This is a genomic window from Ramlibacter sp. Leaf400 (assembly GCF_001424545.1).
Lineage (GTDB): Bacteria > Pseudomonadota > Gammaproteobacteria > Burkholderiales > Burkholderiaceae_C > Ramlibacter.
Genome location: NZ_LMQL01000002.1, coordinates 112,127 through 137,393 on the forward strand (window position 1 = coordinate 112,127; position 25,267 = coordinate 137,393).

At 71.2% G+C, this 25,267-nt stretch carries 24 protein-coding genes; 8 read left to right on the forward strand and 16 right to left on the reverse strand.

The window, feature by feature from the left end:
* Positions 1–7 precede the first annotated feature (7 nt).
* The 9 genes from ASG30_RS02715 to ASG30_RS02755 form a co-directional block, all read right to left on the reverse strand.
* Positions 8–976, reverse strand: coding sequence for a Bug family tripartite tricarboxylate transporter substrate binding protein (locus ASG30_RS02715; protein ID WP_055892257.1), 969 nt, complete (start codon positions 974–976; stop codon positions 8–10).
* On the reverse strand, positions 973–2,004 hold the full coding sequence (locus tag ASG30_RS02720) for a uroporphyrinogen decarboxylase family protein (RefSeq protein WP_055892259.1): 1,032 nt from the start codon (positions 2,002–2,004) through the stop codon (positions 973–975). The genes ASG30_RS02715 and ASG30_RS02720 overlap by 4 nt, the downstream gene beginning before the upstream one ends.
* An 18-nt stretch (positions 2,005–2,022) precedes the next feature.
* Entirely contained in the window at positions 2,023–2,727 is a 705-nt protein-coding gene (locus tag ASG30_RS02725) for an ABC transporter ATP-binding protein (protein ID WP_055892262.1), read from the reverse strand.
* Positions 2,720–4,540, reverse strand: a complete 1,821-nt coding sequence (locus ASG30_RS02730) for a branched-chain amino acid ABC transporter ATP-binding protein/permease (RefSeq protein WP_055892265.1) — start codon at positions 4,538–4,540, stop codon at positions 2,720–2,722. Before ASG30_RS02730 ends, ASG30_RS02725 begins: the two co-directional genes overlap by 8 nt.
* The gene (locus ASG30_RS02735; RefSeq protein WP_055892268.1) at positions 4,537–5,397 is read right to left on the reverse strand and encodes a branched-chain amino acid ABC transporter permease; all 861 of its coding nucleotides are present in this window, start codon (positions 5,395–5,397) and stop codon (positions 4,537–4,539) included. Before ASG30_RS02735 ends, ASG30_RS02730 begins: the two co-directional genes overlap by 4 nt.
* A 124-nt stretch (positions 5,398–5,521) precedes the next feature.
* The gene (locus ASG30_RS02740; protein ID WP_082521849.1) at positions 5,522–6,727 is read right to left on the reverse strand and encodes an amino acid ABC transporter substrate-binding protein; all 1,206 of its coding nucleotides are present in this window, start codon (positions 6,725–6,727) and stop codon (positions 5,522–5,524) included.
* 83 nt (positions 6,728–6,810) lie between these two features.
* On the reverse strand, positions 6,811–7,956 hold the full coding sequence (locus ASG30_RS02745; protein WP_055892273.1) for a CaiB/BaiF CoA transferase family protein: 1,146 nt from the start codon (positions 7,954–7,956) through the stop codon (positions 6,811–6,813).
* Positions 7,953–8,768 (reverse strand): citryl-CoA lyase, encoded by an 816-nt coding sequence (locus ASG30_RS02750; protein ID WP_055892276.1) that lies wholly within the window; start codon positions 8,766–8,768, stop codon positions 7,953–7,955. The genes ASG30_RS02745 and ASG30_RS02750 overlap by 4 nt, the downstream gene beginning before the upstream one ends.
* Positions 8,769–8,892: 124 nt before the next feature.
* A complete protein-coding gene (locus ASG30_RS02755; protein ID WP_055892279.1) occupies positions 8,893–9,786 on the reverse strand; it encodes a dioxygenase family protein in 894 nt (297 codons plus the stop codon).
* A 113-nt stretch (positions 9,787–9,899) separates the two neighbouring features.
* Between ASG30_RS02755 and ASG30_RS02760 the strand changes: the two genes are divergently transcribed.
* Positions 9,900–10,850: a LysR substrate-binding domain-containing protein gene (locus tag ASG30_RS02760; RefSeq protein WP_055892281.1), complete on the forward strand. Its 951-nt coding sequence runs from the start codon at positions 9,900–9,902 to the stop codon at positions 10,848–10,850.
* On the opposite strand, the gene ASG30_RS02765 is transcribed toward ASG30_RS02760, so the two are convergent.
* The 5 genes from ASG30_RS02765 to ASG30_RS02785 are packed head-to-tail and all read right to left on the reverse strand — an operon-like array spanning position 10,820 to position 16,416.
* On the reverse strand, positions 10,820–11,884 hold the full coding sequence (locus ASG30_RS02765; protein ID WP_055892285.1) for a maleylacetate reductase: 1,065 nt from the start codon (positions 11,882–11,884) through the stop codon (positions 10,820–10,822). The two genes, ASG30_RS02760 and ASG30_RS02765, sit on opposite strands and share 31 nt — an antisense overlap.
* 40 nt (positions 11,885–11,924) lie before the next feature.
* Positions 11,925–12,644 (reverse strand): Crp/Fnr family transcriptional regulator, encoded by a 720-nt coding sequence (locus ASG30_RS02770; RefSeq protein WP_055892287.1) that lies wholly within the window; start codon positions 12,642–12,644, stop codon positions 11,925–11,927.
* A 6-nt stretch (positions 12,645–12,650) separates the two neighbouring features.
* Positions 12,651–13,619, reverse strand: coding sequence for a Bug family tripartite tricarboxylate transporter substrate binding protein (locus tag ASG30_RS02775; RefSeq protein ID WP_055892295.1), 969 nt, complete (start codon positions 13,617–13,619; stop codon positions 12,651–12,653).
* A gap of 24 nt (positions 13,620–13,643) precedes the next feature.
* Positions 13,644–14,849, reverse strand: coding sequence for an acyl-CoA dehydrogenase family protein (locus ASG30_RS02780; protein WP_055892297.1), 1,206 nt, complete (start codon positions 14,847–14,849; stop codon positions 13,644–13,646).
* A 10-nt stretch (positions 14,850–14,859) separates the two neighbouring features.
* On the reverse strand, positions 14,860–16,416 hold the full coding sequence (locus ASG30_RS02785; RefSeq protein WP_055892300.1) for an acyl-CoA synthetase: 1,557 nt from the start codon (positions 16,414–16,416) through the stop codon (positions 14,860–14,862).
* A 139-nt stretch (positions 16,417–16,555) separates the two neighbouring features.
* On the opposite strand from ASG30_RS02785, the gene ASG30_RS02790 reads away from it, so the two are divergent.
* Together ASG30_RS02790 and ASG30_RS02795 are read left to right on the forward strand one after the other, a co-directional pair.
* Positions 16,556–17,461 (forward strand): LysR family transcriptional regulator, encoded by a 906-nt coding sequence (locus tag ASG30_RS02790; RefSeq protein WP_055892303.1) that lies wholly within the window; start codon positions 16,556–16,558, stop codon positions 17,459–17,461.
* 58 nt (positions 17,462–17,519) lie between these two features.
* The gene (locus ASG30_RS02795; protein ID WP_055892305.1) at positions 17,520–18,410 is read left to right on the forward strand and encodes a DUF3014 domain-containing protein; all 891 of its coding nucleotides are present in this window, start codon (positions 17,520–17,522) and stop codon (positions 18,408–18,410) included.
* Positions 18,411–18,434: 24 nt separating this feature from the next.
* Here ASG30_RS02795 and ASG30_RS02800 read toward each other — a convergent pair whose 3' ends face one another.
* Positions 18,435–18,887, reverse strand: coding sequence for a universal stress protein (locus tag ASG30_RS02800; RefSeq protein WP_055892310.1), 453 nt, complete (start codon positions 18,885–18,887; stop codon positions 18,435–18,437).
* A 155-nt stretch (positions 18,888–19,042) separates the two neighbouring features.
* Between ASG30_RS02800 and otsB the strand changes: the two genes are divergently transcribed.
* Entirely contained in the window at positions 19,043–19,825 is a 783-nt protein-coding gene (otsB, locus tag ASG30_RS02805; protein ID WP_055892347.1) for a trehalose-phosphatase, read from the forward strand.
* Positions 19,826–19,846: 21 nt separating this feature from the next.
* Here otsB and ASG30_RS02810 read toward each other — a convergent pair whose 3' ends face one another.
* A complete protein-coding gene (locus tag ASG30_RS02810) occupies positions 19,847–20,758 on the reverse strand; it encodes a LysR family transcriptional regulator (RefSeq protein ID WP_055892312.1) in 912 nt (303 codons plus the stop codon).
* Between the two features lie 89 nt (positions 20,759–20,847).
* Between ASG30_RS02810 and ASG30_RS02815 the strand changes: the two genes are divergently transcribed.
* The 4 genes from ASG30_RS02815 to ASG30_RS02830 form a co-directional block, all read left to right on the forward strand.
* Positions 20,848–22,548 carry an acyl-CoA dehydrogenase family protein gene (locus ASG30_RS02815; protein WP_055892314.1) on the forward strand — a complete coding sequence of 567 codons (1,701 nt, stop codon included), beginning with the start codon at positions 20,848–20,850 and terminating at the stop codon, positions 22,546–22,548.
* A 32-nt stretch (positions 22,549–22,580) separates the two neighbouring features.
* Positions 22,581–23,555 (forward strand): Bug family tripartite tricarboxylate transporter substrate binding protein, encoded by a 975-nt coding sequence (locus ASG30_RS02820; protein ID WP_055892316.1) that lies wholly within the window; start codon positions 22,581–22,583, stop codon positions 23,553–23,555.
* A gap of 1 nt (position 23,556) precedes the next feature.
* Positions 23,557–24,675 carry a CaiB/BaiF CoA transferase family protein gene (locus tag ASG30_RS02825; RefSeq protein ID WP_442965656.1) on the forward strand — a complete coding sequence of 373 codons (1,119 nt, stop codon included), beginning with the start codon at positions 23,557–23,559 and terminating at the stop codon, positions 24,673–24,675.
* A 23-nt stretch (positions 24,676–24,698) separates the two neighbouring features.
* Positions 24,699–25,267 (forward strand): acyl-CoA dehydrogenase family protein (locus tag ASG30_RS02830; RefSeq protein WP_200947227.1); only part of this gene is annotated, 569 nt, incomplete at its 3' end.

The window sequence follows — 25,267 nt, forward strand, 5'->3', positions numbered from 1 at the left end:
CCCCGGCTCAGTCCACCTGCGCCCCCGCCCGCTTCACCAGCTCGCCCCACTTGTCCAGCTCGGCCTTGTTGAAGGCCACGAGTTCGTCCGGGCGCAGCGGCCGCTGCTCCACGCCCTGCTCCTGCAGCTTGGCCGAGGCATCCGAGAGCGCGGACGCCGAAGCGCGGCGCAGCCGCTCGAGCAGGGCCGGCGGCGTGGCGGCCGGCGCGTAGAGCATGAACCAGGCGACCAGGTCGAAGTCGGCCAGGCCCTGCTCCATCAGCGTGGGCACGTCGGCCGCGGCCGCGCTCCGCCTGGCGCCGCTGGCCCCGAGCGCGCGCAGCTTGCCCGCGCGGATCTGCGGGTTGACGGCGGCGGGGTGGTAGAACATGAAGTCGACCTGCCGCCCCATCACGGACGTCAGCGCCATGCCGCCTTCCTTGTAGGGCACGTGGACCATCCGGCCGCCCAGCCGCTGTGCGAGCATCTCGCCGGCAAGGTGCCCCGAGGTGCCGTTGCCGGCGGAAGCGAAGGTGAGGCCCTCCGGGCGCGCCGCCAGCGCCGCCAGGTCGCGCAGCGACTTCGCGGGCGAGTCGGCGGCCACCACCAGCAGCGTGGGCGTGAAGCCCACCAGCGCCAGCGGCGCGAAATCCTTCAGCGGGTCGTACGGCAGCTTGCGGAACAGCGAGGCGTTGATCGCATGCGTGCCCACCGTGCCCATCACGAGCGTGCGGCCGTCCGGCGCCGCCTTGGCCACCAGGTCGCTGCCGGTGGAGCCGCCGGCGCCGGCCCGGTTCTCGACCATGATGGCCTGCTGCAGCGCGCGCCCCAGGCCTTCGGCCACCACGCGGCTGACGATGTCGGTCGTGGTGCCCGCGCCGAACGGCACGATGAGGCGGACGGTGCCCTCCTGCGCCCGCGCCGGCAGCGCCAGGCCCGCGGGCAGCGCCGCCGCGGCGGCCAGCAGCGCACGGCGGGAGATCGCAGGCGCGTTCATTGGGCGACCCCGTGCTCGCGCCGCAAGATGCGCGCGGCCTCCACCATGGACCGCAGCTTGCCCTGCGCCACCTCGCGCGGCAGGTACTTCATGCCGCAGTCGGGCGCCAGGATCACCTGCTCGGGCGCGATGTGCTTCAACGCCTTGCGGATGCGATCGGCCACCACTTCCGGCGTCTCGACGTTCATGTCCGACAGGTCGATGCAGCCCACCAGCACCTGCTTGCCGCCCAGCTGCTCCAGCACGGTGGTGTCCAGGTGGCTCTGCGCCGTCTCGATCGACACCTGCTTGCAGCGGCAGCCGGCCAGCTCGGGCAGGAAGGAGTAGCCGCTCGGCCGCTCGTGGATGATGGCCGCGTAGCCGAAGCAGATGTGCACGCAGGTCGTGCCCTGCACGCCTTCGAGCGCGCGGTTGAGCGCGTCCAGCCCGTACTGGCGCGCCTTCTCCGGCCGCGCCTGCATGTAGGGCTCGTCGATCTGCACGATGTCGGCGCCGGCCGCGAACAGGTCCTTGATCTCGGCGTTGACGGCCGCCGCGTAATCGGCGGCGGCCTCTTCCTCGGAGGTGTAGAAGTCGTTTTGCGCCTGCTGCAGCATGGTGAACGGACCGGGCACGGTGATCTTGGTCTTGCGGGTGGTGTGGCGCTTGAGGAACTTCAGGTCCTCCACCTCCACCGCGTGCTTGCGGCGGATCCTGCCGACGATGCGCGGCACCGGGTTCGGGTGGCCCGAGCGGTCCAGCGCCGAGCCGGGGTTGTCCAGGTCCACGCCTTCGAGCGCGGTGGCGAAGCGGTTGGAGTAGCTCTCGCGGCGGATCTCGCCGTCCGACACGATGTCCAGGCCGGCCTCTTCCTGGAAGCGGATGGCCAGCAGCGTCGCGTCGTCCTGCGCCTGCGCGAGGTAGGGCTCGGGAAGCCGCCACAATTCGCGCGCCCGCACGCGCGGCGGGAAGCGCCCGGCCAGCCTGGCGCGGTCGATCAGCCACTCCGGTTGCGGGTAGCTGCCGACGATGGTGGTGGGGAACAGCATGCTCGGTTTCTCCTTTGCTCAGACACCCAGGTACGCCTGCCGGATCTCCGGCCGCTTCATCAGTTCGTCGGGCTCGCCCTCGGCCACGATGCGGCCCAGCTCCAGCACGCAGGCGCGGTGCGAGACCTTCATCGCCATCGAGACGTTCTGCTCGACCAGCACGATGGTGATGCCGCCGGCGCTCACCTTGCGGATGGCGTCGAACATGTCGCCCACGACCAGCGGCGACAGGCCCAGCGAGGGCTCGTCCAGCAGCAGCAGGCGCGGCCGCGCCATCAGCGCCCGGCCGATCGCCACCATCTGCTGCTGGCCGCCGGACAGCTCGCCGGCCGCGCTGGACAGCTTGGCCTTGAGCGCCGGGAAGAGCTGCAGCACCTCGTCCAGCGTCTGGCGCCGCCGTGCCTTGGCGGCCGGCAGGAAGCTGCCCACGTCGAGGTTCTCCGCCACCGTCATGCCGGAGAAGAGCCGCCGCCCCTCGGGCACGAGCGCGATGCCGGCCTCGCAGAAGCGGTGCGGCGCCAGCCGCGTGATGTCGCGCCCCTCGATGGCGATGCGGCCCGACACCGGGCGCAGGATGCCGGCCAGCGTGTTGACCAGCGTGGTCTTGCCGGCGCCGTTGGGTCCCACCACGCAGAGCAGCTCGCCCTGCGCCACCTTCATCGAGACGTCCCACAACGCGTGCGCCTGGCCGTAGGCCACCGTGAGCTGCTCCAGTTCAAGCATGCGACACCCCCAGGTAGGCGCTCATCACGGCCGGGCTGCGCATCACCTCGCGCGGCGCCCCCTCGGCCAGCATGGCGCCCTGGTCGAACACCACGATTCGGTCGGTCAGCGCCATCACGGCGTCCATGACGTGCTCGACGAACACGATGGTCGTGCCATGGTCGCGGATGCGGCGGATCAGGGCCACGGCCGACTGGATCTCGGTGGGCGTGAGGCCGCACAGCACCTCGTCCAGCAGCACCAGCCGGGGCCGCGAGGCGAGCGCGCGCGCCAGCTCGAGGAACTTGCGCTGGTGCAGGTTCAGCTCGCCGGGCAGCACCTGGGCCTTGCCCGCCAGGTGCGCGAACTCCAGCCACTGCACCGCCTCGCGCCGGCCCTCGTCCATGCTGCCCAGGCCCTGGCCCGCGTACATGGCGGCGATGGCCACGTTGTCCAGCACGCTCATCTGCGAGAACGGCCGCGGGATCTGGTAGGTGCGCGCGATGCCGGCGCGGGCGATCCGGTGCGCGGGCAGGCCGGCGATGTCGCGCCCGTCGAGCAGCACCTGCCCGCCGTCGGGCAGGAAGTGGCCGCTGACCACGTTGATGAAGGTCGACTTGCCCGAGCCGTTGGGCCCGAGCAGGCCGAGGATCTCGCCCTGGCGCACTTCGAGGTTGACGCTGGAGAGGGCCTTGAGGCCGCGGAAGGATTTGGAGAGGTTGCGCACGACCAGCAGCGGTGGGGCCGGGGGTGCGCCACGCCCGCGACCGCCATCGACGCTACAGCTACCGTCATCCCCGCGGAGGCGGGGATCCAGTGCTTCCACGGGGGCCGGTGCAGCCACGATGGCGGGAGCCGGTGAAGGCGGAAGCCCTGGATTCCCGCCTTCGCGGGAATGACGGGGTTGTCGCCGCAGCTTCCCCATCACCCCTTCCGGCATGAACAGGATCCCCACCACCAGGATCAGCCCGATCGCCCCCTTCCCCAGCACCGCGAACTCACCGCCGGTGAAGGCGAACAGCAGGCAGGTGATGGCCACCGCCCCGATCGCCGGCCCCGCCCAGTGGCGGGTGCCGCCCAGGATGCTCATGAGCACCACGGTCAGGGGCACGGTGAGGTTGAAGGTCTCGGCCGTGGTGACGTACGAGATGAACAGCGCATGGATGCCGCCGACCCAGCCCGCCAGCGCGCACGACACGGCCAGCGCCGCCAGCTTCCAGCGGTAGGTGGGCACGCCCATCACCTCGGCCGCCTCCTCGTCGTCGTGGATGGCGAACAGGCCCGCGCCGAAGCGCGAATGGCGGATCGCCCAGGAGACCAGCAGCGTGGCCACCGCCGCGGCCAGCATCATCAGGAACAGGCTGGACGTGGGCGTCGGCCCGATCTTCGGGACCGGCACCGCGTTGAGGTACACGCCCGGGCCGCCGTCGATCGGCGTGTTGCCAACGATGGTGGCCACCACGAACGTCACGGCCAGCGTGAGCAGCGCGAACAGCTCGCCGCGCACCCCCCGCACGCGGAACGCCACCGCGCCCACGCCGACGCCGATGGCGGCCGCCACCAGCGCGGCCACCGGCAGCGTCCAGAGGAACGGCCAGTCGAACTTGGCCGCCAGCGTGGCGCTGGTGTAGACGCCGGCACCGAAGAAGGCGCCGTGCCCGAACGAGAAGTAGCCCGCGTAGCCCGACAGGATGTTCCAGGACGTGGCCAGCACCACCCAGAACAGCGCCAGGTACAGGAAAGATTCGTAGAAGGCCGGCAGCCGCAGGAACGGCAGCGCGGCCAGCAGCAGGCCAGCGCCGAGCACGGCGGCGGGGGCGGCACGCGGCTTCATCGCACCCGTCCCGGCCGCAGCAGCAGGATCACGATCAGCAGCGTGAACGACACCAGCGGCGCCCACGACGGCGAGGTCACGGCCATGGTCACCGCCTCGCTCACGCCGATGACGATGCCGGCCACCAGCGGCCCGAGCGCCGTGCCCAGGCCGCCCAGCATCACGGCGGCGAACACCACGCCGACCCACGCGTACATCTGCGACGGGCTGATGCTGCTGGACAGCGCGATGCACACGCCGGCGATGCCCGCCAGCGCTGCGCAGGTGCCCGCCAGCAGGAAGCCGTTGCGGCGCTGGTTGATGCCGAAGGCCGCCGCGACCGGCGCGTCCTCCGCCGAGGCGCGCAGGGCCTTGCCCAGGTCGGTGTAGCGCAGCAGCGCCCACACGCCCACGGAGATCGCCACGGCCAGCGCCAGCGTCAGCAGTTCGGGGATGGGCAGGAACAGCGGGCCGACGCGCAGCTTCATCTCGGCGTAGTGCGACTCCAGCTTGCGCGGGTCGGCGGTCCACACCGTCTGCATCAGCGATTCGAGGATGCCCATGCAGCCGAAGGTGAGCAGCAGCGAGCTGAAGGGTGTCAGCCGGAAGCGGTCGGTGAGCCAGTGCAGGCCCGCGCCCAGCCCGAACATCAGCGGCACGATGCCGGCCAGCGTCAGCAGCGGGTCGATCTTCGAGACCACCGCCAGCTGCCAGCAGATGTAGGCGGACAGGAACGCGAAGGCGAAGTGCGCCAGGTTGATGGTCCGCAGCAGCCCCCACGACAGGCCGAGGCCGAGGCCCAGCAGGCCGTACAGGGCACCCGCGAACACCCCGGATAGCACGGACTGGGCGAGCAGGGTCCAGCTTGGAAAGGTCATGGCGTTTTCCCGTCATTCCCGCGGAGGCGGGAATCCAGGGCTCCCGCCTTCGGCGGTGGACAAAGGCGGAAGCACTGGATCCCCGCCTTCGCGGGGATGACGGTGTGGTGAAGGCCGCGCACGCTCAGCGCGCCAGCATCTTCGCGCCCGGCGCGGAGAACTCCGGCGGGTACACCACCTGCCACTTGCCGTTCTGCACCTGCTTGATGCGCATCAGGTCGTCGCCGTAGTTGGACGGCCCGTCAAAGCGCAGGCTGCCCTGGATGGTCTCGACGCGGTTCTTCTTCAGCCAGTCGGCGATCTGCTTGTCGTCCAGGCCCTTGGTCGCATTGACCGCGGCCTCCAGGATCTGCCACGCCGTGAACGAGGCCGCGGCCTGCACCTCCACCGAGGTGTCGGGGAAGTTGGCCTTGGCCGCGCGCTCGCGGTAGGCCTTGATGAACTCCGCGGCCTTCGGGCGGTCGCTGAAGGGCGGGTGCTCCTCGAAGATGGTGACCGACAGCGCGCCCTGCGCCTCGGGCAGGGTGACCAGCGGGCCCGGCGCCGGGTACAGGTAGAAGTGCTGCGGCGGCGCGTAGTCGATCTTCTTCATCGCGTCCAGCAGCAGGTTGCCGTCCAGGCCGATCGCGCCCACCCAGACGAAGTCGGGCCTGGCGTCCTTGATGCGGCTGGCGATCGGGCCGAAGTCGCGGTTGCCGAACTCCCACTCCAGGAACAGCACCTCCTGCAGCCCGCGCTTCTTGACCGTCTCGCGCGCACCCATGGACATGAAGTGGATGGACGGGAACTTGCTGGTGACCACGGCGACGGTCTTGGGCGGCTTGGGCCCCTTGGCCAGCGCCTCGAACACCGTGTTGGTGGTGGTGGTGCCCGGGTCCGAGCCGAGCGACCAGGCCGGGAACTGCATGTCGTACTTGGCCAGCGACGGCACGCCCAGCGTGTGGTGGACCAGCACCTTGTTGTAGCGCTGGGCCACGCCCATGGCCGAGAGGATGGCGCCGGTCGCGTACGGCCCCATCAGCAGGTCCACCTTGTCCGAGGTGATCAGCTGCTCGTACAGCGTGCGGGCCAGGTCGGGCTTGGACTGGTCGTCCTTGAGCACCCACTCCACCCGGCGCCCGAGCAGGCCGCCGCGGCGGTTGAGCTCCTCGACGTAGATGTCGCCCACCAGCTTGTGCACCTGCGCCGTCGCGGAGAGCGGTCCGGTCAGGGCCAGGGTGCTGCCGATGCGGATCGGCGGCTGCTGCTGCGCGAAAGCCAGCGGCGCGGCGGCGGTGATCGCGGCCGCCGCCAGGACGGTGCGGCGATGCACGGAACGCGGGTGGGTCATGGCTGTCTCCTTCGTCGGTCGTTATGAAGCGCTCGCGCGCGGTGGGAAGCGTTGGATCCAGGCCTGGAATCCGACCTTCAGGCTCATGCGGCGCTCCTGTCGCGCAGCATGGCGTCGATCTGCCCGTTGTGCTCGCCCAGCGTGGGCGGCGGCAGCACGGAGAGCGAGCGTTGGCCGTCGAAGCTCACGGGCGGGCGCACGGTGCGGAACTCGCCCATCGTCGGATGCGTGGCCTGCACCAGCAGCTGCAGGTGGCGGGCCTGCGGGTCCTCCAGCGCCTCGTCGGTGTCGTACATGGGCGCGTGCGGCACGTCCTGCGCCAGCAGGCGGTTGCACCACTCGGTGCGGGTGCGCGTGGCGAAGATGCCGGAGAGCAGTTCGATGATGGCTTCCTGGTGCTCGATGCGCGCCTCGCGCGTGGCGAAGCGCGGGTCCTGGAACATGCCGGGCCGGTCGATCGCCTGGGCCAGCCCCTGCCAGAACTTCTCGGGCGAGGACATGTGCAGCGCCACCCACTTGCCGTCCTTGCACTCCATCACGTACGACTGCGACACGCGCGGCCGGCTGAACGGCCCCATCACCTCGCCCGCCGAGTAGTAGTGCGTGAAGGCGTCCAGGTTCCAGTGCGACATCGCCTCCAGCATCGAGACCTCGACCATGCGGCCGCGGCCGGTGCGCGCGCGCTCGTGCAGCGCGCCCAGCACACCGTAGGCGGCATAGAAGCCGGTCACGGCGTCGGCGATGGCGGGGCCGACCACGCGCGGGTTGGCGGGATTCACCAGCAGCTTCAGGTAGCCGCTGGCGGCCTGCGCCACGGTGTCGTAGCTGGGACGCGAAGCCGAGGGGCCGTCGGGGCCGAAGCCGCTGATCGAGCAGTAGATCAGGCGCGGGTTGAGCGCGCGCAGCTGCTGCTCGCCCACGCCCAGCGCCTGCGCCACGCCCGGGCGGAAGTTCTGGATGTAGACGTCGGCGGTCTTCACCAGCTCGTGCAGGCGCTCGCGGTCGGCCGGCTGCTTGGTGTCCAGCGTGATGCTGCGCTTGTTGCGGTTGTAGGTCTGGAAGTGCGGGCTGTACAGCCCGCCCTTGAAGGCGCGGAAGGGGTCGCCCGTGCCCGGCTGCTCGACCTTGATGACGTCGGCGCCCAGGTCGCCCAGCAGCATGCCGCAGGCCGGGCCGGTGATGAAGGTGCCCTGCTCGAGCACGCGCACGTCCTGGAGCACGCCGGTCACTTCGCTTCCTCCCCGGCGCCCGGGCCTTCGTAGACCAGCTCGCGCGTGGCCTGGTACGACAGCGCGAAGCCGCTCGGATTGACCGCCTCCTCGCCCAGGTGGGCGATCAGGCTGGCGGTGCGCGCCAGGATGGGCACGCCGCGCAGCGCGCGCAGGGGGAAGTTCGTGCCCAGCAGCACGGCGGGGATGGCGGCCGAGACGTTCAGGCGCAGGTCCTTGCCCACGATCCCGGGGATCACCTGCTCGATGGCCTCGGCGATCTCCACGAAGCGCAGCCGGGTGCCTGCTTCCTTGGCCACCTCGAACAGGCGCGCCACGCGAGGGTCGCGCTCCTTGTGCAGCGGGTGGCCGTAGCCCGGCACCGGACGGCCGGCTTCGCGCCAGCGGCGCACGACGGTCGTGGCGGCCCCGGCCAGGTCCCCGCCCTGCTTCGCGGTCTCGTCGACTTCGGCGAACAGCCGCCCCGCCGTTTCCGACGCGCCCAGGATCACGCTGCCGCAGCCCAGGATGCCGGCCGCCACCGCGCCCTGCAGCGCATCCGGCGCCGCCGCGTACGTCATGCGGCCGGCCTGCACGCTCGGCACCATGCCGTGCTCGGCGATCGCCACCAGCGTGGCGTCGAGCACCATGGCATCGCCTTTCGACGGACGCTGGCCCGTGACCAGCAGGCTGAAGTAGTCGGTGAACGAGATGCGCCCGATCAGGTCGCGGCACAGGTCCTCGCCGCGCACGGTGATGCTGTGCTCGTCCGAGGTGCTGATGGCCGTGCGCGGCACGGTGGACTTGCCGATCTTGTTGATGGAGCTGCTCATTGGGCGACCTCCCGCTCCTCGTCGTCCCCGCGGAGGCGGGGACCCAGTGCTTCCATCGCAGTCCGCTCAAGGCGGACGCTCTGGATTCCCGCCTTCGCGGGAATGACGGCAATGAAGGGATTGCTCATGCGGCGCCTTGGGGGATGAGACGGAAGTCGTAGTGGGCGACGTGGTACGGCCGGGTCATCCTGCGGCCGTCGATGGCCGTGCCCGGCTCCTTCTTCTCGAAGTCGACGACCAGGCTCTCTCGCACGCCGAACACCGCGTCGGAGTCGAGGTAGGGGCTGTCCTTGACGAACAGGTGCGTGACCACCTTCTTGTGTCCCGGCGCCGAGACCATCATGTGGATGTGGCCCGGGCGGTTGGGGTGGCGGCCCATCTTGCGCAGCATGTCGCCCACCGGGCCGTCGTCGGGCACCGGGTAGTAGGTCGGGCGGATCGACCAGAACCAGTAGCGGCCCTGGTCGTCGGTGCGGATGCGCGCGCGGGCCCGCATGGGCGAGTCGTCGCGCTGCATGTCGTAGACGCCTTCGCCGTCGCCCGACCACACGTCCAGCAGCGCGCCCTTGAGCGGCTTGCCTTCCAGGTCGGTCACTCGGCCGGTGTAGAGGGCGGGCTCGCCGGCCACGCCTTCGGCGATGTCGGCGCCCAGTGGCAGCTCGGGCGCGCCTTCCCAGTAGAACGGGCCCTGCACGGTGGCGTCGGTCGGCGGGGTCGCGCCGCTGCGGCCCTTGAGCGCGCGGGCATGCTCCAGCGCCACCACCAGCATCGACAGGCCCAGCGTGTCCGACAGCAGGATGAACTCCTGGCGCTTGTCGTCGCAGGTCTTGCCGCAGGCGGTGAGGAATTCGATGGCCTTGAACCACTCGTCGCCCTCGAGGTCGACCTCGCGGGCGAAGGCATGCAGGTGGCGGATGAGGGAGGTGGCCACCTCCTTGAAGCGCGGGTCCTGGCATTCGGCGAGCCGTGCGATCACCGCGTCCGTGATGCTGAGGGTGTCGTATTCCACTTGGGCCATGCGTGTCTCCGTTGGGCTTGCCGGGGGACTCTATCGATTGACATCACCTTGATGTAGTGAAGAATTTCGATGGTCTGGATCGATGCCATCGATCATTCACCCTGGAAAACCCTATGGAGCTGAGGCACCTGCGCTACTTCGTCACCCTGGCGGAGTGCCTGTCGTTCACGCGCGCGGCCGAGCGGGTGCATGTGACGCAGTCGACCTTGTCGCACCAGATCCGGCAGCTCGAGGAAGAGGTGGGGCAGCCCCTGTTCGACCGCATCGGCAAGCGCGTGGTGCTCACCGAGGCGGGCGAGACTTTCCTGGGCTATGCGTCCAAGGCGCTGCGCGAGGTGGACGACGGCCTCTCGCACCTGATGCGGGCGGGCGACGAGCTTTCGGGCGAGGTGCGCATCGGCGCCACCGGCACCTTCAACATCAGCTTCGTGCCCGAGTGCCTGGCCATGTTCCTGCAGCGCAATCCCACGGTGAAGGTGACGGTGGAGGAACTGGCGGCCGACGCCATCGGCCAGCGGCTGATCGACGCGACGCTGGATGTCGGCATCGCCTACCAGCCGGCCGACCCCACGCACCTGTGGTTCGAGCCGCTGTACACCGAGGAGATGGTGCTGGTGGTGGCGCCCACCCACCCCCTGGCCCAGCGGCGGCGCGTGCGCATGGTCGAGCTGCACCGGCAGCACCTGGTGCTGCTGCCCAAGGCCTTCGCCACCCGCACCATGCTGGACGAGTGCTTCCGCGCCAGCGGCGCCGAGCCGGTCGTGGCCGCGGAGATGAACACCATCGCGCCCATGATCGGCATCGTGGCGCGCACGCAGCTGGCCACCATCGTCTCGACGCACGCGGTCACGCCGCGCGAGGACGTGCGCATCCTGCCGCTGGAGAGCCCGACGCCGGTGCGCACGCCCGGCATGCTGTGGAAGCGCGACGTCAAGCAGCCGCCCGCGGTGCGCTCCTTCGCCGCCTGCATCCGCAAGCTGGCGCTGGGCCGCAGCCTGGCGGGGCGGCGCAGCCCGGAGACGGGCGCGGCCGCTCAGGAGCCGCGCGGCCGGCGGCCCTCGTAGGCGTTCCGCAGCAGCTCGCGCAGGCCCTCGGCTTCGAGCGGCCGGGGATTGGGGTACTGGTTGCGCAGCGCCAGCTCGCAGGCCCCGTCCAGGTCTTCTTCCCGCAGGCCGATGTCGCGCAGTGCGACCGGTGCGCCGTTGGCAGCGGCGAGGTCGTAGGCGCCCTGCGCGGCGTCGGCCGTGCCGAGCGCGCGTGCGATGCGCGCCATCGCCTCGGGCGCGGCCGGCGCGTTGTAGGCCAGCGCGTGCGGCAGCACGATGGTGTGGGTCTCCGCGTGAGGGAGGTTGAAGCTGCCGCCCAGCGTGTGGCACAGCTTGTGGTGCAGCGCCATGCCGACATTGCCCAGCACCGTCCCGCACAGCCAGGCCCCGTACAGCGCCTGCGAGCGCGCCTCGATGTCGCGGGGGTCGGCCATGATCGCCGGCAGGCTGCGCGCCAGCGCGGCGATGCCCTCCTGCGCCACCAGGTCCATCACCGGATTGCCGTCCGCCGAGTACAGGCCTTCGGCCGCGTGCGCGATGGCGTTGATGCCGCTGGTGAGGCTGAGGTTAGGAGGAACGCCCAGCGTCAGCTCGGGGTCGTAGAGCACCGTGCGCGGCAACACCTTGGCGTCGCGGCCGGTCTTCTTCACGCCGCCTTCCGTGATGCCGTGGATGGGCGTCATCTCGCTGCCCGCGTAGGTGGTCGGGATGGCGACGATGGGCAGGCCCGATTCGAGGGCGATCGCCTTGCCCAGGCCGGTGGTGGAGCCGCCGCCCACGGCCACCGCGCCATCGGCACCCAGCGACCGCGCGGCCGCGCGCGCTTCATGCACCACCTCCTGCGGCACGTGCATCACCGCGCCCGCGAAAACGCCGGCCGCGCGCGCCCCGAGCAGCGCCGCCACCCGCTCGCCCAGCGCACGCTGCCCCGGCGTGCACAGCACGATCGCGCGCCGGATCTCCAGCCGATCGATCTCCTCGCCCAGCCGCGCCAGCGAGCCCGCGCCGAAGACGACGCGCGGCGACTGGGCGGTGCAGGTGAAGGGCTTCATGCGCGCAATGTAGCCCCGCGCCGCGGGCTGCGCGCGCCGGTCAGTGCGACCCGCTGGCCGCCACGTCCTGCAGCCGGTGCGGGCTGCGCACCACCAGCAGGCCCTTCTCGCGGCGGATCACCTGGTCCGCGGCCAGCGCACGCAGCTGCTCGTTGACGCGCTGGCGCGAACAGCCGATCAGCTCGGCCAGCCGGTGCTGCTGCAGCCGCAGGGCGATGCGGACCTCGCCGCCGCGGCAGGCCTCGCCATGGCCGCGCATGAGGTGCAGCAGCTGGCGGGCGAGCCGCGCGCGCAGCGTGAGGCTCGCGACGTCCTCCAGGAGGCCGAAGGCCTGCTGCAGCCGCAAGCCTTGCAACTGCACCAGGGCGACGGCGAAGTCGGGGTGCGCCCGCAGCACGTCGAGCAGGTGGGCGCGCGACACCGCCACCGTGGTGGCGGGCCCCTGCGCGAAGGCATCGTGGCTGCGCACGGTTTCGGCGGCCAGCGGCGGGTCGCCGAACCAGCGGCCCGGCCGCACGTAGGTCAGCGTGAGCTCCTTGCCGGCGGGCGTGGTGGAGGCGATGCGCACCGCGCCCGCCGCGCAGCCCAACCACTCCAGTGCGGGCGCGCCACGCTCGAAGATGCACTCGCCGTCGGCATGGCGCCGCACCCGCAGCACGCGCAGCAGGTCGTGCCGCAGCGTCGGCGCCAGGCCGGCGAACCAGCGGCCGCCGCAGATCGCGGCGCGCTCCTGCGCGGAAAGAAGCGGCTCCTCGCGCATGGCCCTTTACTGCGCCTCGATCTTCGCGGCCTTCATCATCGCCTCGGTGTTGGCGATCTCGGCCTGCAGGTTGTCCATGTACTCCTGCGCGGTGCTGGGCGCGACGATGGAGCCGTTGGCTTCCAGCCTGGCGCGCACCTGGGGGTCGGCCAGGGCCTTGTTCAGCGCGTCGGAGATGCGCTTGACGATGGGCGCGGGCGTGCCGGCCGGCACCGACAGGCCACCGAAGGAGACCAGGTTGATCCCGGGCAGCCCGGCTTCGGCCGCCGTCGGCACGTTGGGCAGGCGCGGGTTGCGCTTGGGGCCCATCACCGCCAGCGCGTTCATCTTGCCGGCCTGGATGTGGGGCAGCGAGACCGAGAAGATGGTGAGCGCGAAGTCGACCTGCTTGCCCATCACCGCGTTGGCCGATTCCGAAGCGCCCTTGTAGGGCACGTGCAGCGCCTCCATGCCGCTGGCATTGAGCATCAGCTCGGCCCCCATGTGGGCCGGAGAGCCGACGCCGCCGGAGGCGAAGGCCAGCTTGCCCGGGTTCTTGCGGCCGCGCTCCACCAGCTCCCTGACCGACGTGACGCCTGACTCGGCATTCACCACCAGCAGCACGTCGGACTGGGCGATCCGCCCGACGTGGACGAAGTCCTTCATCACGTCGAAACCCGGCTTGCGGTACATGCGCATGCTGGTCGACATCGGGGCGGCGGAATACACCCAGGTGTAGCCGTCCGGCTGGGCCTTGGCGGCGACCTGCGCGCCCAGGTTGCCGGCCGCCCCGCCCTTGTTCTCGATCACCACGGGTTGCTTGAGGATGTCGTCCATGGCGTCGGCGACGATGCGCACCGTGGTGTCGGGTGCGGTGCCGGCCAGGTAGGGCACGATCCACTTGATGGGGCGATTCGGGTAGTCCTGCGCCTGGGCGCCGGCGGAAAGGCCCAGGGCGGCGCCGGCCAGCAGGGCGGCGAAAGAACGTCTTTGCATGCTTGTCTCTCTTTCTTGGTGGGGTCAGCGCACCGCGGCGCCCAGCAGCTCGCGGGCGATGGTGTTGCGCTGGATCTCGCTGGTGCCGGTGAGCACCCGGTACATGCGCAGCAGGCGGAACAGGAACTCCACCCGGCTGCCCTGCACGATGCCCTCGCCGCCGTGGACCTGGACGGCGCGGTCGGCGATGCGGAAGGCGGTCTCGGAACAGAACAGCTTGGCCATCGAGGCCTCGGCGCGCGCCTCGCCGCCGCCGTCCAGCGTGCGCGCCACGCTCAGCATGAGGGCGCGCGCCGCGGCGAGTTCGGTGGCCATGTCGGCCAGCATGTGCTGCACCGCCTGGAAAGCGCCGATCGGCTGGCCGAACTGGCGGCGGCCCACCGCGTGGGCCAGGGAATCCTCCAGCGCCAGCCGCGCCAGCCCCAGCATCGCCGGGCAGTGCAGCAGGCGGTTGACCGTGATGCGGCCCAGCGCCAGGGCCAGCCCGCGGCCGCGCTCGCCGATCTGGTTGGCCGCGGGGATGCGGCAGCCCTCCAGCACGATGTTGCCGGTGTGCGACTGGCCGGCCATGGTCTTGTAGCCCGCCTCCACGCGGAAGCCCGCCCGCTCGCGCTCGACGAAGAACGCGGTGGTCTCGCGCACCGCCGGGTCGTCGCTGGTCGAGGCGATCACGACGGCGAAGTCGCAGAAGGGCGAGCCGGAGATGAAGCGCTTGGTGCCGTCCAGCACCCATTCGTCGCCGTCGCGGCGGGCGCGGGTCTGCAGCGCGCCCGCGTCGGAGCCGGCTTCGGGTTCGGTGATCGCGAAGCAGACCGCCTTCTCGGCCCGCGCCACCGGCAGGATGAAGCGCTCCATCTGGTCGGGCGTCGCCTGCTTGGCGAGCGCGCCGACGCGCGGAGGTCCGGTGAGCTCGCCCAGCACGTGGGCGGCGAAGGGCGAACCGCTGGCGTAGATCGCTTCCTTGATCTGCACGTGGTCGACCAGGCTGAAGCCGGCGCCGCCCAGCGCCTGGGGCAGGGTCACGCCGTAGAAGCCCAGCTCGCGCGAGCGCATCCACACCTGCTGCAGCAGCGCCTTGGGGGCGCCGCTCTCGTGCGTGATGCCGTGCTCCCGGGCCAGCGGCTGAAGTTCGGTGCGGATGAAGTCCTGCACCTTCGCGATGAACGCGGCGGCGGCGTCGGAGCCTTCGAAGCGGGCCGCGGGCGCGGCCGGGGTGATGGTGGCATCCATGGCGCGCTCCTCAGTTGACACGGCGCTCGCGCCCGCGCCAGTAGTGTTCGCGCACGTCCTTGCGCGACAGCTTGCCGTTGCCGTTCTTGGGAAGCTGCGGCACGAAGTCCACCGAGCGCGGCCGCTTGAAGTCGGCCAGGCGGCCGCGGCAGAAGTCCATGATCTCGCCGTCGTCGGCACGGGCGCCGTCGCGCAGCACCACGACCGCCTTCACGATCTCGCCCCAGCGGTCGTCGGGCACGCCGACCACGCAGACCTCGTACACCGCCGGGTGCTGCGCCAGCACCGACTCCACCTCGCTCGGGTACACGTTGAAGCCGCCGGAGACCAGCATCTCCTTCTTGCGGTCGACGATGAAGATGTAGCCCTCGTCGTCCACGCGGGCCAGGTCGCCGGTGCGCAGCCAGCCGTCGTCGCCCAGCACCTCGCGCGTCTGCGGCTCGGCGCGCCAGTAGCCCGCGAAGACGTCGGGGCCGCGCACGCAGATCTCGCCGATGGCATCGCCCGCCACGGGGCGGCCCTGCTCGTCGAGCACCTGCACGTCGGATTCGCTCACCGGCCGGCCGCAGGCCGCCAGCAGCTCGGGGCGGCCGCCCTCGATGGCGCGGGCATGGTCGTCGATGGTCAGCGCGATCACGCCGCCGGTGGTTTCGCCCGCGCCGTAGCCCTGCGACAGCACGGGGCCGAAGGCGTTCCAGGCCTCGCGGATGCGCGAGGGCGACATCGGCGCCGCGCCGTAGCTCACCAGGCGCAGGCTGCTCAGGTCGCGGGTGCGGATGCTGGGCTCGGCCAGCAGCGCGTAGATCATGGCCGGCACGAAGAAGGCCATGGTGACGCGGTGCCGCTCGATCGCCTCCAGCACCTCGGCCGGCTTGAAACCGTCGAGCAGCAGCAGGGTCGCGCCCTGGTACAGCATGGGCTGCATGAACATGCCGCTGGCGTGCGTGATGGGACCGCACAGCATCAGCACGTCGCCGGGGGCCGCGTGCATGCGCCCCATGGTCACCTTGCGCAGCGATGCCATCCGGTTGCCCACGGTCTGCATGGCCGCCTTGAGCTTGCCGGTGGAGCCCGAGGTGTAGTGCAGCACCGCGAGCTCCTCGGGGCGCATGTCGGCGTGGAAATGCTCGCCGCTGGCCTGCGCGAGCAGCGCTTCGTAGTCCAGCCAGCCGGGCGCCGGCGAGAAAGCGATGCGGTGGCGCAGCGCGGGCACCGGGTCGGCGGCCTCCTGCGCCATGGCGAGGTGCTCCGGGCCCGCCAGGATCGCGACAGGCTCGGCATTGGCCAGCGCATCGGCCAGCTCGCCCGGCGCCAGGCGCGAATTGAGCGCCACCTTCACCAGGCCCGCCTTGTAGAGCGCGCACTCCAGCTCGATGATCTCGGGCCGGTTGGGCGACACCACGGCGACGCGGTCGCCGCGGGTCAGCCCCAGCGCGATCAGCGCGCGGGCCAGCTGGTTGGAACGCTGCTCGAGTTCGCGGTAGGTGACCGCGCGATCGCGAAAGAGGATGGCCGGGCGCTGCGGCCAGAAACGTGCGCTGCGGGCGATGTACATCCCGATGTTCATGGGGCTTGTCTCCTGGGGTCTGGCGGCAAGTCTAGGAAAACATCCCCCTCGAACCGATAATCCGGCCGCCGCGGCCGATAACTGCCGGTTATCGGAGCTGGCTCAACAAGGCGGCGCAGGAATCCGGGAAGGGACAGGCATGGCCTTGCGGCTGGACGACATCGACTACTTCCTGGCGGTGGCGCAGCACGGGCAGCTGCGCCGGGCCGCCGACGCCCTGGGCCTGTCGCAGCCGGCGCTGACCAAGGCGCTGCAGCGGCTGGAAAAGGAGCTGGGGTTCCCCCTGTTCGAGCGCAGCGCGCGCGGCATGGCCCTGACGCCGGTCGCGCACCAGTTCCGCGAGCGCACGCAGGCGCTTCGCAACAGCCTGGGCGAGGCGATCAAGGAAGCCGCCGACCTGCACCTGGGCGCCATGGGCATCCTGCGGGTGGGCGTGTCGCCGCTCTACGCGGAGCGGTTGTTCGTGCCCGCCGCGCTGCAGCTGCACCAGCAGCGGCCGGCCGCGCGCATGCGCGTGATGGTCAACCTCAACGACGCGCTGATGGCCGCCCTGCGCCTGGGCGACCTGGACCTCACGCTCAGCGCGCTGCCGCGCGTGCCGCCCGACGACCTGGAGGCCACGCCGCTGATGCGCGACGACCTGTGCATGGTGGTGCGAGAACACCACCCGCTGCTGGCGCGCCGGCGGCTGCGGCTGCAGGACCTGGCGGAGGCCGAGTGGATGCTGCCCGGCCCCAGCGTGGCGGGCCGCCGAAGCGTCGAGGGACGATTGGCGGAAGCCGGCCTGCCACCCCCGCGCGTGGCCGTCGAGGTCAACAACACGGCGGGATCGCTGGCGCGCCTGCTGGTGCGCAGCGACCTGGTCTCCATCATGAGCGAGACCACGCTGGCCAGCCCCATGGGCGCCGGCCTGGTGGTCCTGCCGATCGCCGACGCGCGCTTCACCCGCGCGATCGGCGCGCTCACCCGGCGCAGCGCGGCCCTGCCGCCGCTGGCGCAGCGCTTCCTTCAGCTGCTGCGCGACAACGCCGCCGCCGGCGTTTAAGCCCTTTACGGCTGGGGCCGTTATTGAGCTTGCGCGCGAATGCGCGCAGCATGGCGGCATGACCGATGAACGACAGGAACCCACCTTCGCGCGATCCCGCCGGGTCCAGGCGCCGCCGCCGCGCCGCCGGCCGAGGTCGGTCGCGCCGATCGCCGTGTCCCTGCTCGCCGTCGCCGTGGCCGGCGCGGCCGGATGGTTCTGGCTGACACAGCGCAACGCGCCGGCCGTGGTTGCGGCCCCACCCCCTGCAGCAGCGAGCCCGGAGCAGGCCGCAGCGCCCGCGGAGAAGCGGCCCGAGCTGCCACCGCTTGCTGCCGAGGAGGCGGTGAAGCCCGACGACATCACCGCCGCGCTCACGCGGCTGCTGGGCCGCGATGCGGTGCTGAAGTTCCTGGAGACCACGGACTTTCCGCGCCGCGCCGTCGCCACCCTGGACAACCTGGGGCGCGAGCATGCGCCGGTCACCGCGTGGCCCGTGCAGCCCGCGCCCGCGCGCTTCCTCACCGAGGGAGAGGGCGAGGCGCAGGTGATCGCCGCACGGAACGCGGCGCGCTACGCGCCTTTCGTGGCCTTCGTGGATTCGATCGACGCCGCGCAGGCGGTGGACCTGTACCGCCGCATGTACCCGGTGCTGCAGCAGGCGTACCGCGACCAGGGGTTCGCGAACCGCACCCTGCACGAGCGGATGTTCGAGGTGATCGACCTGCTCCTGGCCACGCCCGAGCCCGCGCAGCCGCCCCGGATCACCCTGACCGAGGTGAAGGGGCCCATCCCCTCGGCGCGGCCCTGGGTGCGCTTCGAGTACGTGGACCCCAACCTGCAGCGCCTGGCGGCGGGCCAGAAGATCCTGCTGCGAATGGGCCCGGAGCACCGCAAGGTGCTCAAGGCCAAGCTGAGGGCCTTCCGCCAGCAACTTCTGCAGGCGTCGACCGAGACTTCGCGGCCCTGAGCCGTCCTCGATCTCCGCGCCCGCTCAGCGCGCCGGCTCGCGCGTCACCAGCACCGGCACGGGTGCGACCCGGATGACGTGCTCGGCCCCGCTGCCCAGCAGCAGCCGGCTGGGGCCACGGCGCCCGTGGGTGCCCACCACGATCAGGTCGGCGCCGAACTGCGTGGCGGCCTGCGCCACCGCCTCGCCCAGGCGCACGCCCACCTGGTCGACCAGCACGTGGTCAGCCTGCACGCCCTCCGCCTGCGCCCGGGCCGTGCCCTGCTGGAGGATCTGCAGCGCACTGTCGCGCAGGGCGCTGTAGAGCTGACTACCGGCGCCTCCGGAAGGGTCGTAGCCGGTGACGAAGGCGGAGTTGTCCACCACGTGCACCAGGCGCAGCCGCGCGCCGACCTCCTTGGCCAGCGAGATCGCGGTGCGCAGGGCGTGGTCGGACGGCTCGCTGCCGTCGACGGGGATCAGGATGTTCTTGAACATGGCGGGCTCCGGGGCTTGTCCCGGGTTGGGTTGCGCGGGCCGGTTCCAGTTCCCGGGCTGCGCGCGCACCCGAGTGGACGGAACGCCACTCAGCCGTGATCGCGGAGGCTGGAACCCATCGAGAGCCAATGCATTCGTGGCAACATGTCTTCAGCATGAGCCAGACCAGCCGATCCCCCAGCCGCATGCCGCACGTCCTCGAGCGGCCGGGCGAGGCCGCGCTGGCCGCCGTGATGCGTCGCAACCCCCTGCTCGGGTTCGACTTCGACGGCACCCTCGCGCCCATCGTGGCCACGCCCGACCAGGCGCGGATCTCGCAATGCGTGCTGAGCAAGCTGCGCCGCCTGGCGGACCGGCTGCCGCTGGCGATCGTGACGGGCCGCAGCGCCGCCGACGTGGCGCGGCGCCTGGATTTCGAACCCTACTGCGTGGTGGGCAACCACGGGGCCGACCTCGGCGACCGGCCCGCCGCCGAATCGGCGCGGGCCCTGGACGGCGTGCGCCGCCGGCTGGCCGGGCGTGCGGGCGAGCTGCTGCACGCGGGCGTCACGGTCGAGGACAAGGAGCTGTCCATCGCCCTGCACTACCGCCTTTCGCGCCAGCCGCTGCAGGCCCTGGCCCTGATCCGCGACATCCTGCGCGGGACCGCGGACGAGTGCCGCATCTTCGCCGGCAAGATGGTCGAGAACGTCGTGCCCGCGGGGCTGCCGGACAAGGGCACGGCCATGCACCATCTCGTTCGGCAAAGCGGCGCCTCGTGCGCCTTCTTCGTGGGCGACGACGTCAACGACGAACCGGTCTTCGCTTCCGCGCCGGACGACTGGCTGACCGTGCGCATCGGCCGGCAGGATCCGGAATCGCAGGCCGACTACTTCCTGGACAGCACGGCGGAGGTGGGGATGCTGCTGGACCGCTTGATCGCGCATTCGGGGGCGTGAGCCCCGTGCCGCGCCCGGTTCTCACCTGCCGGCGGGAGCCGATTCCACCCCGGGTTCCGCCGCCGACCTGATCGTCTCCAGCAGCGCCTGCAGCCCCGCGTTGTCGTCGGCCGCACGCCAGACGCAGAAGGCCTGCGATCGCACGTCGGAAGCTTCGATGGGCACGAAGGTCGCGCCCGGCATCCCGGAGCGCCGCAGCGCCGCCGGCACCAGCGCCACCCCCATGCCCTGCGCCACCAGGGACACCACGCTCAACCAGTGCCGGGCCTCGTGGCGGACATCCGGATGGAAGCCCGCGCCGGTGCAGATGGACAGGACGCGCTCGTAGTAGTCCGGCGAGGCCGTGCGCGAGAACATCACGAAGGGCTCGCCTTCGAGCCGCCGCACGGCGAGCTTGCGCACCCGCGCCAGCGCATGTCCCTGCGGCAGGCAGCAGACGAAAGGCTCGGACGAAAACAGCAGGCGCGACATCTCCCGGGTGACACGCGTCGTGTGCACGAAGGCGACATCCAGCTGCCCATGGACCAGCTCCACCACCTGGTTCTCCGAATTCATCTCGCGCACCAGCACCCGCAGCTGCGGGTGCTGCGACTGGAAGCCCTGCAGCAGCTCGGGCAGGCCGCGGAACAGCATCGAACTCACGAAGCCGACCCGCAGCACGCCGACGAAGCCCTGCTCGACCTCGCGGGCATGGCGCCCCGCCTCGGCCGCCTGCTCCAGCAGCGCCCGCGCGGCCGGCACGAAAGCGCGGCCGGCCGCCGTGAGCCGCACTTCCTTGCTGTTGCGAAGGAAGAGCTTCGCGCCGATGGACTCCTCGAGCTGGCGGATGTTGAGCGACAGCGGCGGCTGCGAAATCGACAGCCGCCTGGCCGCGCGACCGAAGTGCAGCTCTTCGGACAGGGCCAGGAAGTAGCGCAGGTGGCGGAACTCCATGATCCACGAATCGTATCGTTGGAGACAGATCAAGTATTGGACGGCTATCGACGGCGGGCGAACAATCTCGCCAGACCCAGGAGACGACGATGGCAGCCAGCCCCCCGCGCGACGCGCGCCAGCACCCCGTGCCCGACCAGCGCGGGGCCAACCTCTACGAGACGGACACCGGCCTGCAGGACCTGCTGAAGGTCTATCTGCCGGCCGACCTGGTGCAGCACCTGCAGCCGCACCTGCGCCGCCTGGGCGCGCTGGCGGGCGGGGAGCTCGACGAGCTCGCAGGCACTTCCGACAGAAACCCGCCGCAGCTGCAGGTGCGTTCCCGCACGGGCATCGACGAGCAGAAGGTCCTCAAGCACCCCGCGTACGTGGAGATGGAGCGGCTGGCCTTCGGCGAGTTCGCGCTCGCCGCCATCTCGCACCGCACCGACGTGCTCGGCTGGGACGGGCAGCTGCCGGCCATCGTCAAGTACGCGCTGACCTACCTGTTCGTGCAGGCGGAGTTCGGGCTCTGCTGCCCGGTGTCGATGACCGACTCGCTGGCGCGCACGCTCAAGAAGTTCGGCTCGCCCGAGCTGGTGCAGCGCTACCTGCCCGCGCTCACCAGCCTGGACCTGGACACGCTGGCGCAGGGCGCCATGTTCATGACGGAACAGGGCGCCGGCTCGGACATCGCGGCCACCGAAACCCTGGCGCGGCCCGACCCGCAGCAGCCCGGCGCCTGGCGGCTGACCGGCGACAAGTGGTTCTGCTCCAACCCCGATGCCGCATTGGCGATGGTGCTCGCGCGCGTGGAAGGCGGCGCGCCGGGACTCAAGGGCGTCTCGCTGTTCCTGCTGCCGCGCGACCTGGACGACGGCACGCACAACCACTACCGGATCATCCGGCTGAAGGACAAGCTGGGAACCCGCTCCATGGCCAGCGGCGAGATCCGCCTGGAGGACGCGCGCGCCTGGCTGGTCGGCGAGCCCGGCCGCGGCTTCGTGCAGATGGCGGACATGGTCAACAACTCGCGGCTTTCGAACGGCGTGCGGGCGGCCGGGCTGATGCGCCGTGCCGTGAGCGAGGCCCTGTACATCGCGCGCAACCGCGAGGCCTTCGGCCGCAAGCTGGTCGACCTGCCGCTCATGCGGCGCCAGCTGCTCAAGCTGATGGTGCCCGCGGAGCAGGCCAGGACCATGATGTTCCAGACGGCGCAGGCCCTGCGCGCGGCCGACGGCGGCGATGCGCAGGCGCTTCGCCTGGCGCGCATCCTCACCCCGCTCATCAAGTTCCGGGCCTGCCGCGATGCCCGCAAGGTGACCGGCGACGCGATGGAAGTGCGGGGCGGCTGTGGCTACATCGAGGAGTGGAGCGACCCGCGCCTGGTGCGCGACGCCCACCTCGGATCCATCTGGGAAGGCACGAGCAACATCGTGGCGCTGGACGTGGTCCGCGCGATTCGGCGCGAGGACTCGCTGAAGGCCCTGATGGCGCACCTGCAGCAACTGCAGGACGACACCCCGATGGAGGCGCAGTTGCGCGCCACCCTGCAGGAGGCCGGCAGGCGCGCGGTGCGGCTGGCGGAAGCCGCCGCGGCCGACGGCGGCGACGCGCTGGCGCGCCGTGCCGCCTCGGCGCTGTACCACCTGACCACCGCCGTTTCGATGGCGTGGGAGGCCCACCGCATCGGCAAGCCCGAGCGGCTGCTGCTGTGCCGCCTGGTGCTGCAGCACCGGCTGCTGCCCGCGGACCCGCTGGCGACCGAGGCCGAGCCCGTCCCCGGGGCCGAGCGCCTGCTCGACGCCTGAATCCTTTCCCACCAACACCAAGGAGACAACCCATGATCCGACGCTCGATCCTGCTGGCCCTCGCGGCCTCGGCCCTTCCCGCCCCCGCCGCCTGGGCGCAGGCGTCCTACCCGAGCAAGACCGTCTCGTTCGTGGTGCCGTACGCGCCCGGCGGACCGACGGACGCCATGGCCCGCACGCTCGCCACGGCGCTCAAGCCGGTGCTGGGGCAGACCGTGATCGTGGAGAACAAGGCGGGCGCCGGCTCCAACATCGGCGCCGAGTTCGTCGCGCGCGCGGACGCGGACGGCCACACCATGATGTTCGGCACCTCCGCGCCGCTGGCGATCAACCAGTACCTCTATCCCAAGATCAACTACGACCCGGCCAAGAGCTTCGCGCCGGTCATCCAGGTCGGCCTGCTGCCCAACGTGCTGGTGGTGCACCCCGGCGTGCCGGCCCAGAACGTCAAGGAGCTGGTCGCCTACGCCAAGGCCAACCCGGGCAAGCTGGCCTTCGCGTCCTCGGGCAGCGGCGCCTCGTCGCACCTCACCGGCGTGTTGTTCAACATGCGCGCCGGCACCGACCTGCAGCACGTGCCGTACAAGGGAACGGGGCCGGCGCTCAACGACCTCCTGGGCGGGCAGGTCGCCATGTCGTTCACCGACGTGCTCACTGCGCTGCCTCACATCCAGGCCGGGAAGCTGCGCGTGCTGGGCGTGACCTCAACGGAGCGCTCGCGCGCGCTGCCCAACGTGCCCACGCTCGCCGAGCAGGGCCTGAAGGACTTCGACAGCAGCGTCTTCTTCGGCGTCGTGGTCCCGGCCGGAACGCCGCCGGACGTGGTGGCCAAGCTCAACAGCGCCTTCACGCAGGTGCTGCAGCAGCCGGACATCCGCCAGAAGCTCGCGTCCCAGGGCCTGGAGCCGCCGCCGCAGTACACGCCCGCGCAGCTGGCCGGCTACATGCGCAACGAGGCGGCCAAGTGGCGCGAGGTGATCAAGCTCTCCGGCGCGAAGGCGGACTGACGTGGCCGGCCTGAACCCCAACCCCGCCGCCGGTAACGGTGCGCTGACCGGCATCCGCGTGATCGACCTCTCGCGCATCCTGGGCGGGCCGTACTGCGGCCAGATCCTCGGCGACCACGGGGCCGACGTCCTCAAGATCGAGCCGCCGCAGGGCGACGACACGCGCACCTGGGGCCCGCCCTTCCGCGACGGCGTGGCCTCCTACTACATGGGCCTGAACCGCAACAAGCTCGGCATGCGGCTGGACCTGGCGAGCGACGAGGGCCGGGAGGTCCTGCTCGCCCTGCTGGAAGGCGCCGACGTGCTGGTGGAGAACTTCAAGACCGGCACCATGGAGAAGTGGGGCCTCGGCTACGAACAGCTGTCGGCGCGCTTCCCGCGCCTGGTCCACTGCCGGGTCAGCGGCTTCGGCGCCGACGGCCCCCTCGGCGGCCTGGCCGGCTACGACGCGGCCGTGCAGGCGATGGCCGGCATCATGAGCGTCAACGGCGAAGCCGATGGCGAACCGCTGCGCGTGGGACTGCCGGTGGTGGACCTCGTGACGGGCCTCAACGCCGCGCTGGGCGTGCTGCTCGCGCTCCAGGACCGCGCCCGCACCGGCAAGGGCCAGTTCGTGGAAGCCAGCCTCTACGACTGCGGCCTCTCGCTCCTGCACCCCCATGCGGCCAACTGGTTCATGGACGGCCGCGAGCCCAGGCTGACGGGCAACGCGCATCCCAACATCTACCCCTACGACGCATTTCCCACGCGCACGGCGCCCGTCTTCCTGGCGGTCGGCAACGATCGCCAGTTCGGCCTGCTGTGCCGGCACCTGGGCGATGCCGCCCTGGCGCAGGACGAGTCCTATGCCCGCGCCGGCGATCGCTCCAGGAACCGCGCCGCGTTGCGCGAGCGGCTGATCGCCCTGCTGGCGGACCAGGACGGCCCCGCGTTGGCGCAGGCCCTCATGGACATCGGCGTCCCCGCCGCGCCCGTGCAGTCCGTCAGCGCCGCACTGAAGCACCCGCATACCGACCACCGCGACATGGTGGTCTCCATCGGCGACGGGTACACCGGCGTCGCTTCACCGATCAAGCTGAGCCGCACACCCGCGACGTACCGGCTCCCCCCGCCCCTTTGACAGCTTCCCCACAGGACCTTCCGATGAAAGCCAGTTTCCACTGGGCCGATCCCCTTCTGCTCGACCAGCAACTCACCGACGACGAGCGCGCCGTGCGCGACGCCGCCCAGGCCTACTGCCAGGAAAAGCTGGCGCCGCGCGTGCTCGAAGCCTTCCGCACCGAGACCACCGACCCGGCCATCTTCCGCGAGATGGGCGAGCTGGGCCTGCTGGGCCCCACCATCCCCGAGCAGTACGGCGGCGCGGGCCTCAACTACGTCAGCTACGGCCTGATCGCGCGCGAGGTCGAGCGCGTGGACTCGGGCTACCGCTCGATGATGAGCGTGCAGTCCTCTCTCGTCATGGTGCCGATCTTCGAGTTCGGCAATGAACCCACAAAGCGCAAGTACCTGCCCAAGCTGGCCACCGGTGAGTGGATCGGCTGCTTCGGCCTGACCGAACCCAACCACGGCTCGGACCCCGGCAGCATGGTCACGCGCGCCCGCAAGGTCGACGGCGGCTACAAGCTCACCGGCAGCAAGATGTGGATCTCCAACTCGCCGTTCGCCGACGTGTTCGTGGTCTGGGCCAAGGACGACGAGGGCGCCATCCG

Excerpts from the sequence above, each read along its gene's own strand:
- ASG30_RS02730 (WP_055892265.1), bottom strand. The coding sequence starts at position 4,540 with ATGAAGCCGCGTGCCGCCCCCGCCGCCGTGCTCGGCGCTGGCCTGCTG.
- ASG30_RS02785 (WP_055892300.1), bottom strand. The coding sequence starts at position 16,416 with ATGAACATCGGGATGTACATCGCCCGCAGCGCACGTTTCTGGCCGCAG.
- ASG30_RS02715 (WP_055892257.1), bottom strand. The coding sequence starts at position 976 with ATGAACGCGCCTGCGATCTCCCGCCGTGCGCTGCTGGCCGCCGCGGCG.
- ASG30_RS02790 (WP_055892303.1), top strand. The coding sequence starts at position 16,556 with ATGGCCTTGCGGCTGGACGACATCGACTACTTCCTGGCGGTGGCGCAG.
- ASG30_RS02770 (WP_055892287.1), bottom strand. The coding sequence starts at position 12,644 with ATGCGCGAGGAGCCGCTTCTTTCCGCGCAGGAGCGCGCCGCGATCTGC.
- ASG30_RS02720 (WP_055892259.1), bottom strand. The coding sequence starts at position 2,004 with ATGCTGTTCCCCACCACCATCGTCGGCAGCTACCCGCAACCGGAGTGG.
- ASG30_RS02735 (WP_055892268.1), bottom strand. The coding sequence starts at position 5,397 with ATGACCTTTCCAAGCTGGACCCTGCTCGCCCAGTCCGTGCTATCCGGG.
- ASG30_RS02775 (WP_055892295.1), bottom strand. The coding sequence starts at position 13,619 with ATGCAAAGACGTTCTTTCGCCGCCCTGCTGGCCGGCGCCGCCCTGGGC.
- ASG30_RS02760 (WP_055892281.1), top strand. The coding sequence starts at position 9,900 with ATGGAGCTGAGGCACCTGCGCTACTTCGTCACCCTGGCGGAGTGCCTG.
- ASG30_RS02810 (WP_055892312.1), bottom strand. The coding sequence starts at position 20,758 with ATGGAGTTCCGCCACCTGCGCTACTTCCTGGCCCTGTCCGAAGAGCTG.
- ASG30_RS02765 (WP_055892285.1), bottom strand. The coding sequence starts at position 11,884 with ATGAAGCCCTTCACCTGCACCGCCCAGTCGCCGCGCGTCGTCTTCGGC.
- ASG30_RS02820 (WP_055892316.1), top strand. The coding sequence starts at position 22,581 with ATGATCCGACGCTCGATCCTGCTGGCCCTCGCGGCCTCGGCCCTTCCC.
- ASG30_RS02800 (WP_055892310.1), bottom strand. The coding sequence starts at position 18,887 with ATGTTCAAGAACATCCTGATCCCCGTCGACGGCAGCGAGCCGTCCGAC.
- ASG30_RS02725 (WP_055892262.1), bottom strand. The coding sequence starts at position 2,727 with ATGCTTGAACTGGAGCAGCTCACGGTGGCCTACGGCCAGGCGCACGCG.
- ASG30_RS02795 (WP_055892305.1), top strand. The coding sequence starts at position 17,520 with ATGACCGATGAACGACAGGAACCCACCTTCGCGCGATCCCGCCGGGTC.
- ASG30_RS02740 (WP_082521849.1), bottom strand. The coding sequence starts at position 6,727 with ATGACCCACCCGCGTTCCGTGCATCGCCGCACCGTCCTGGCGGCGGCC.
- ASG30_RS02780 (WP_055892297.1), bottom strand. The coding sequence starts at position 14,849 with ATGGATGCCACCATCACCCCGGCCGCGCCCGCGGCCCGCTTCGAAGGC.
- ASG30_RS02750 (WP_055892276.1), bottom strand. The coding sequence starts at position 8,768 with ATGAGCAGCTCCATCAACAAGATCGGCAAGTCCACCGTGCCGCGCACG.
- ASG30_RS02815 (WP_055892314.1), top strand. The coding sequence starts at position 20,848 with ATGGCAGCCAGCCCCCCGCGCGACGCGCGCCAGCACCCCGTGCCCGAC.
- otsB (WP_055892347.1), top strand. The coding sequence starts at position 19,043 with ATGAGCCAGACCAGCCGATCCCCCAGCCGCATGCCGCACGTCCTCGAG.
- ASG30_RS02755 (WP_055892279.1), bottom strand. The coding sequence starts at position 9,786 with ATGGCCCAAGTGGAATACGACACCCTCAGCATCACGGACGCGGTGATC.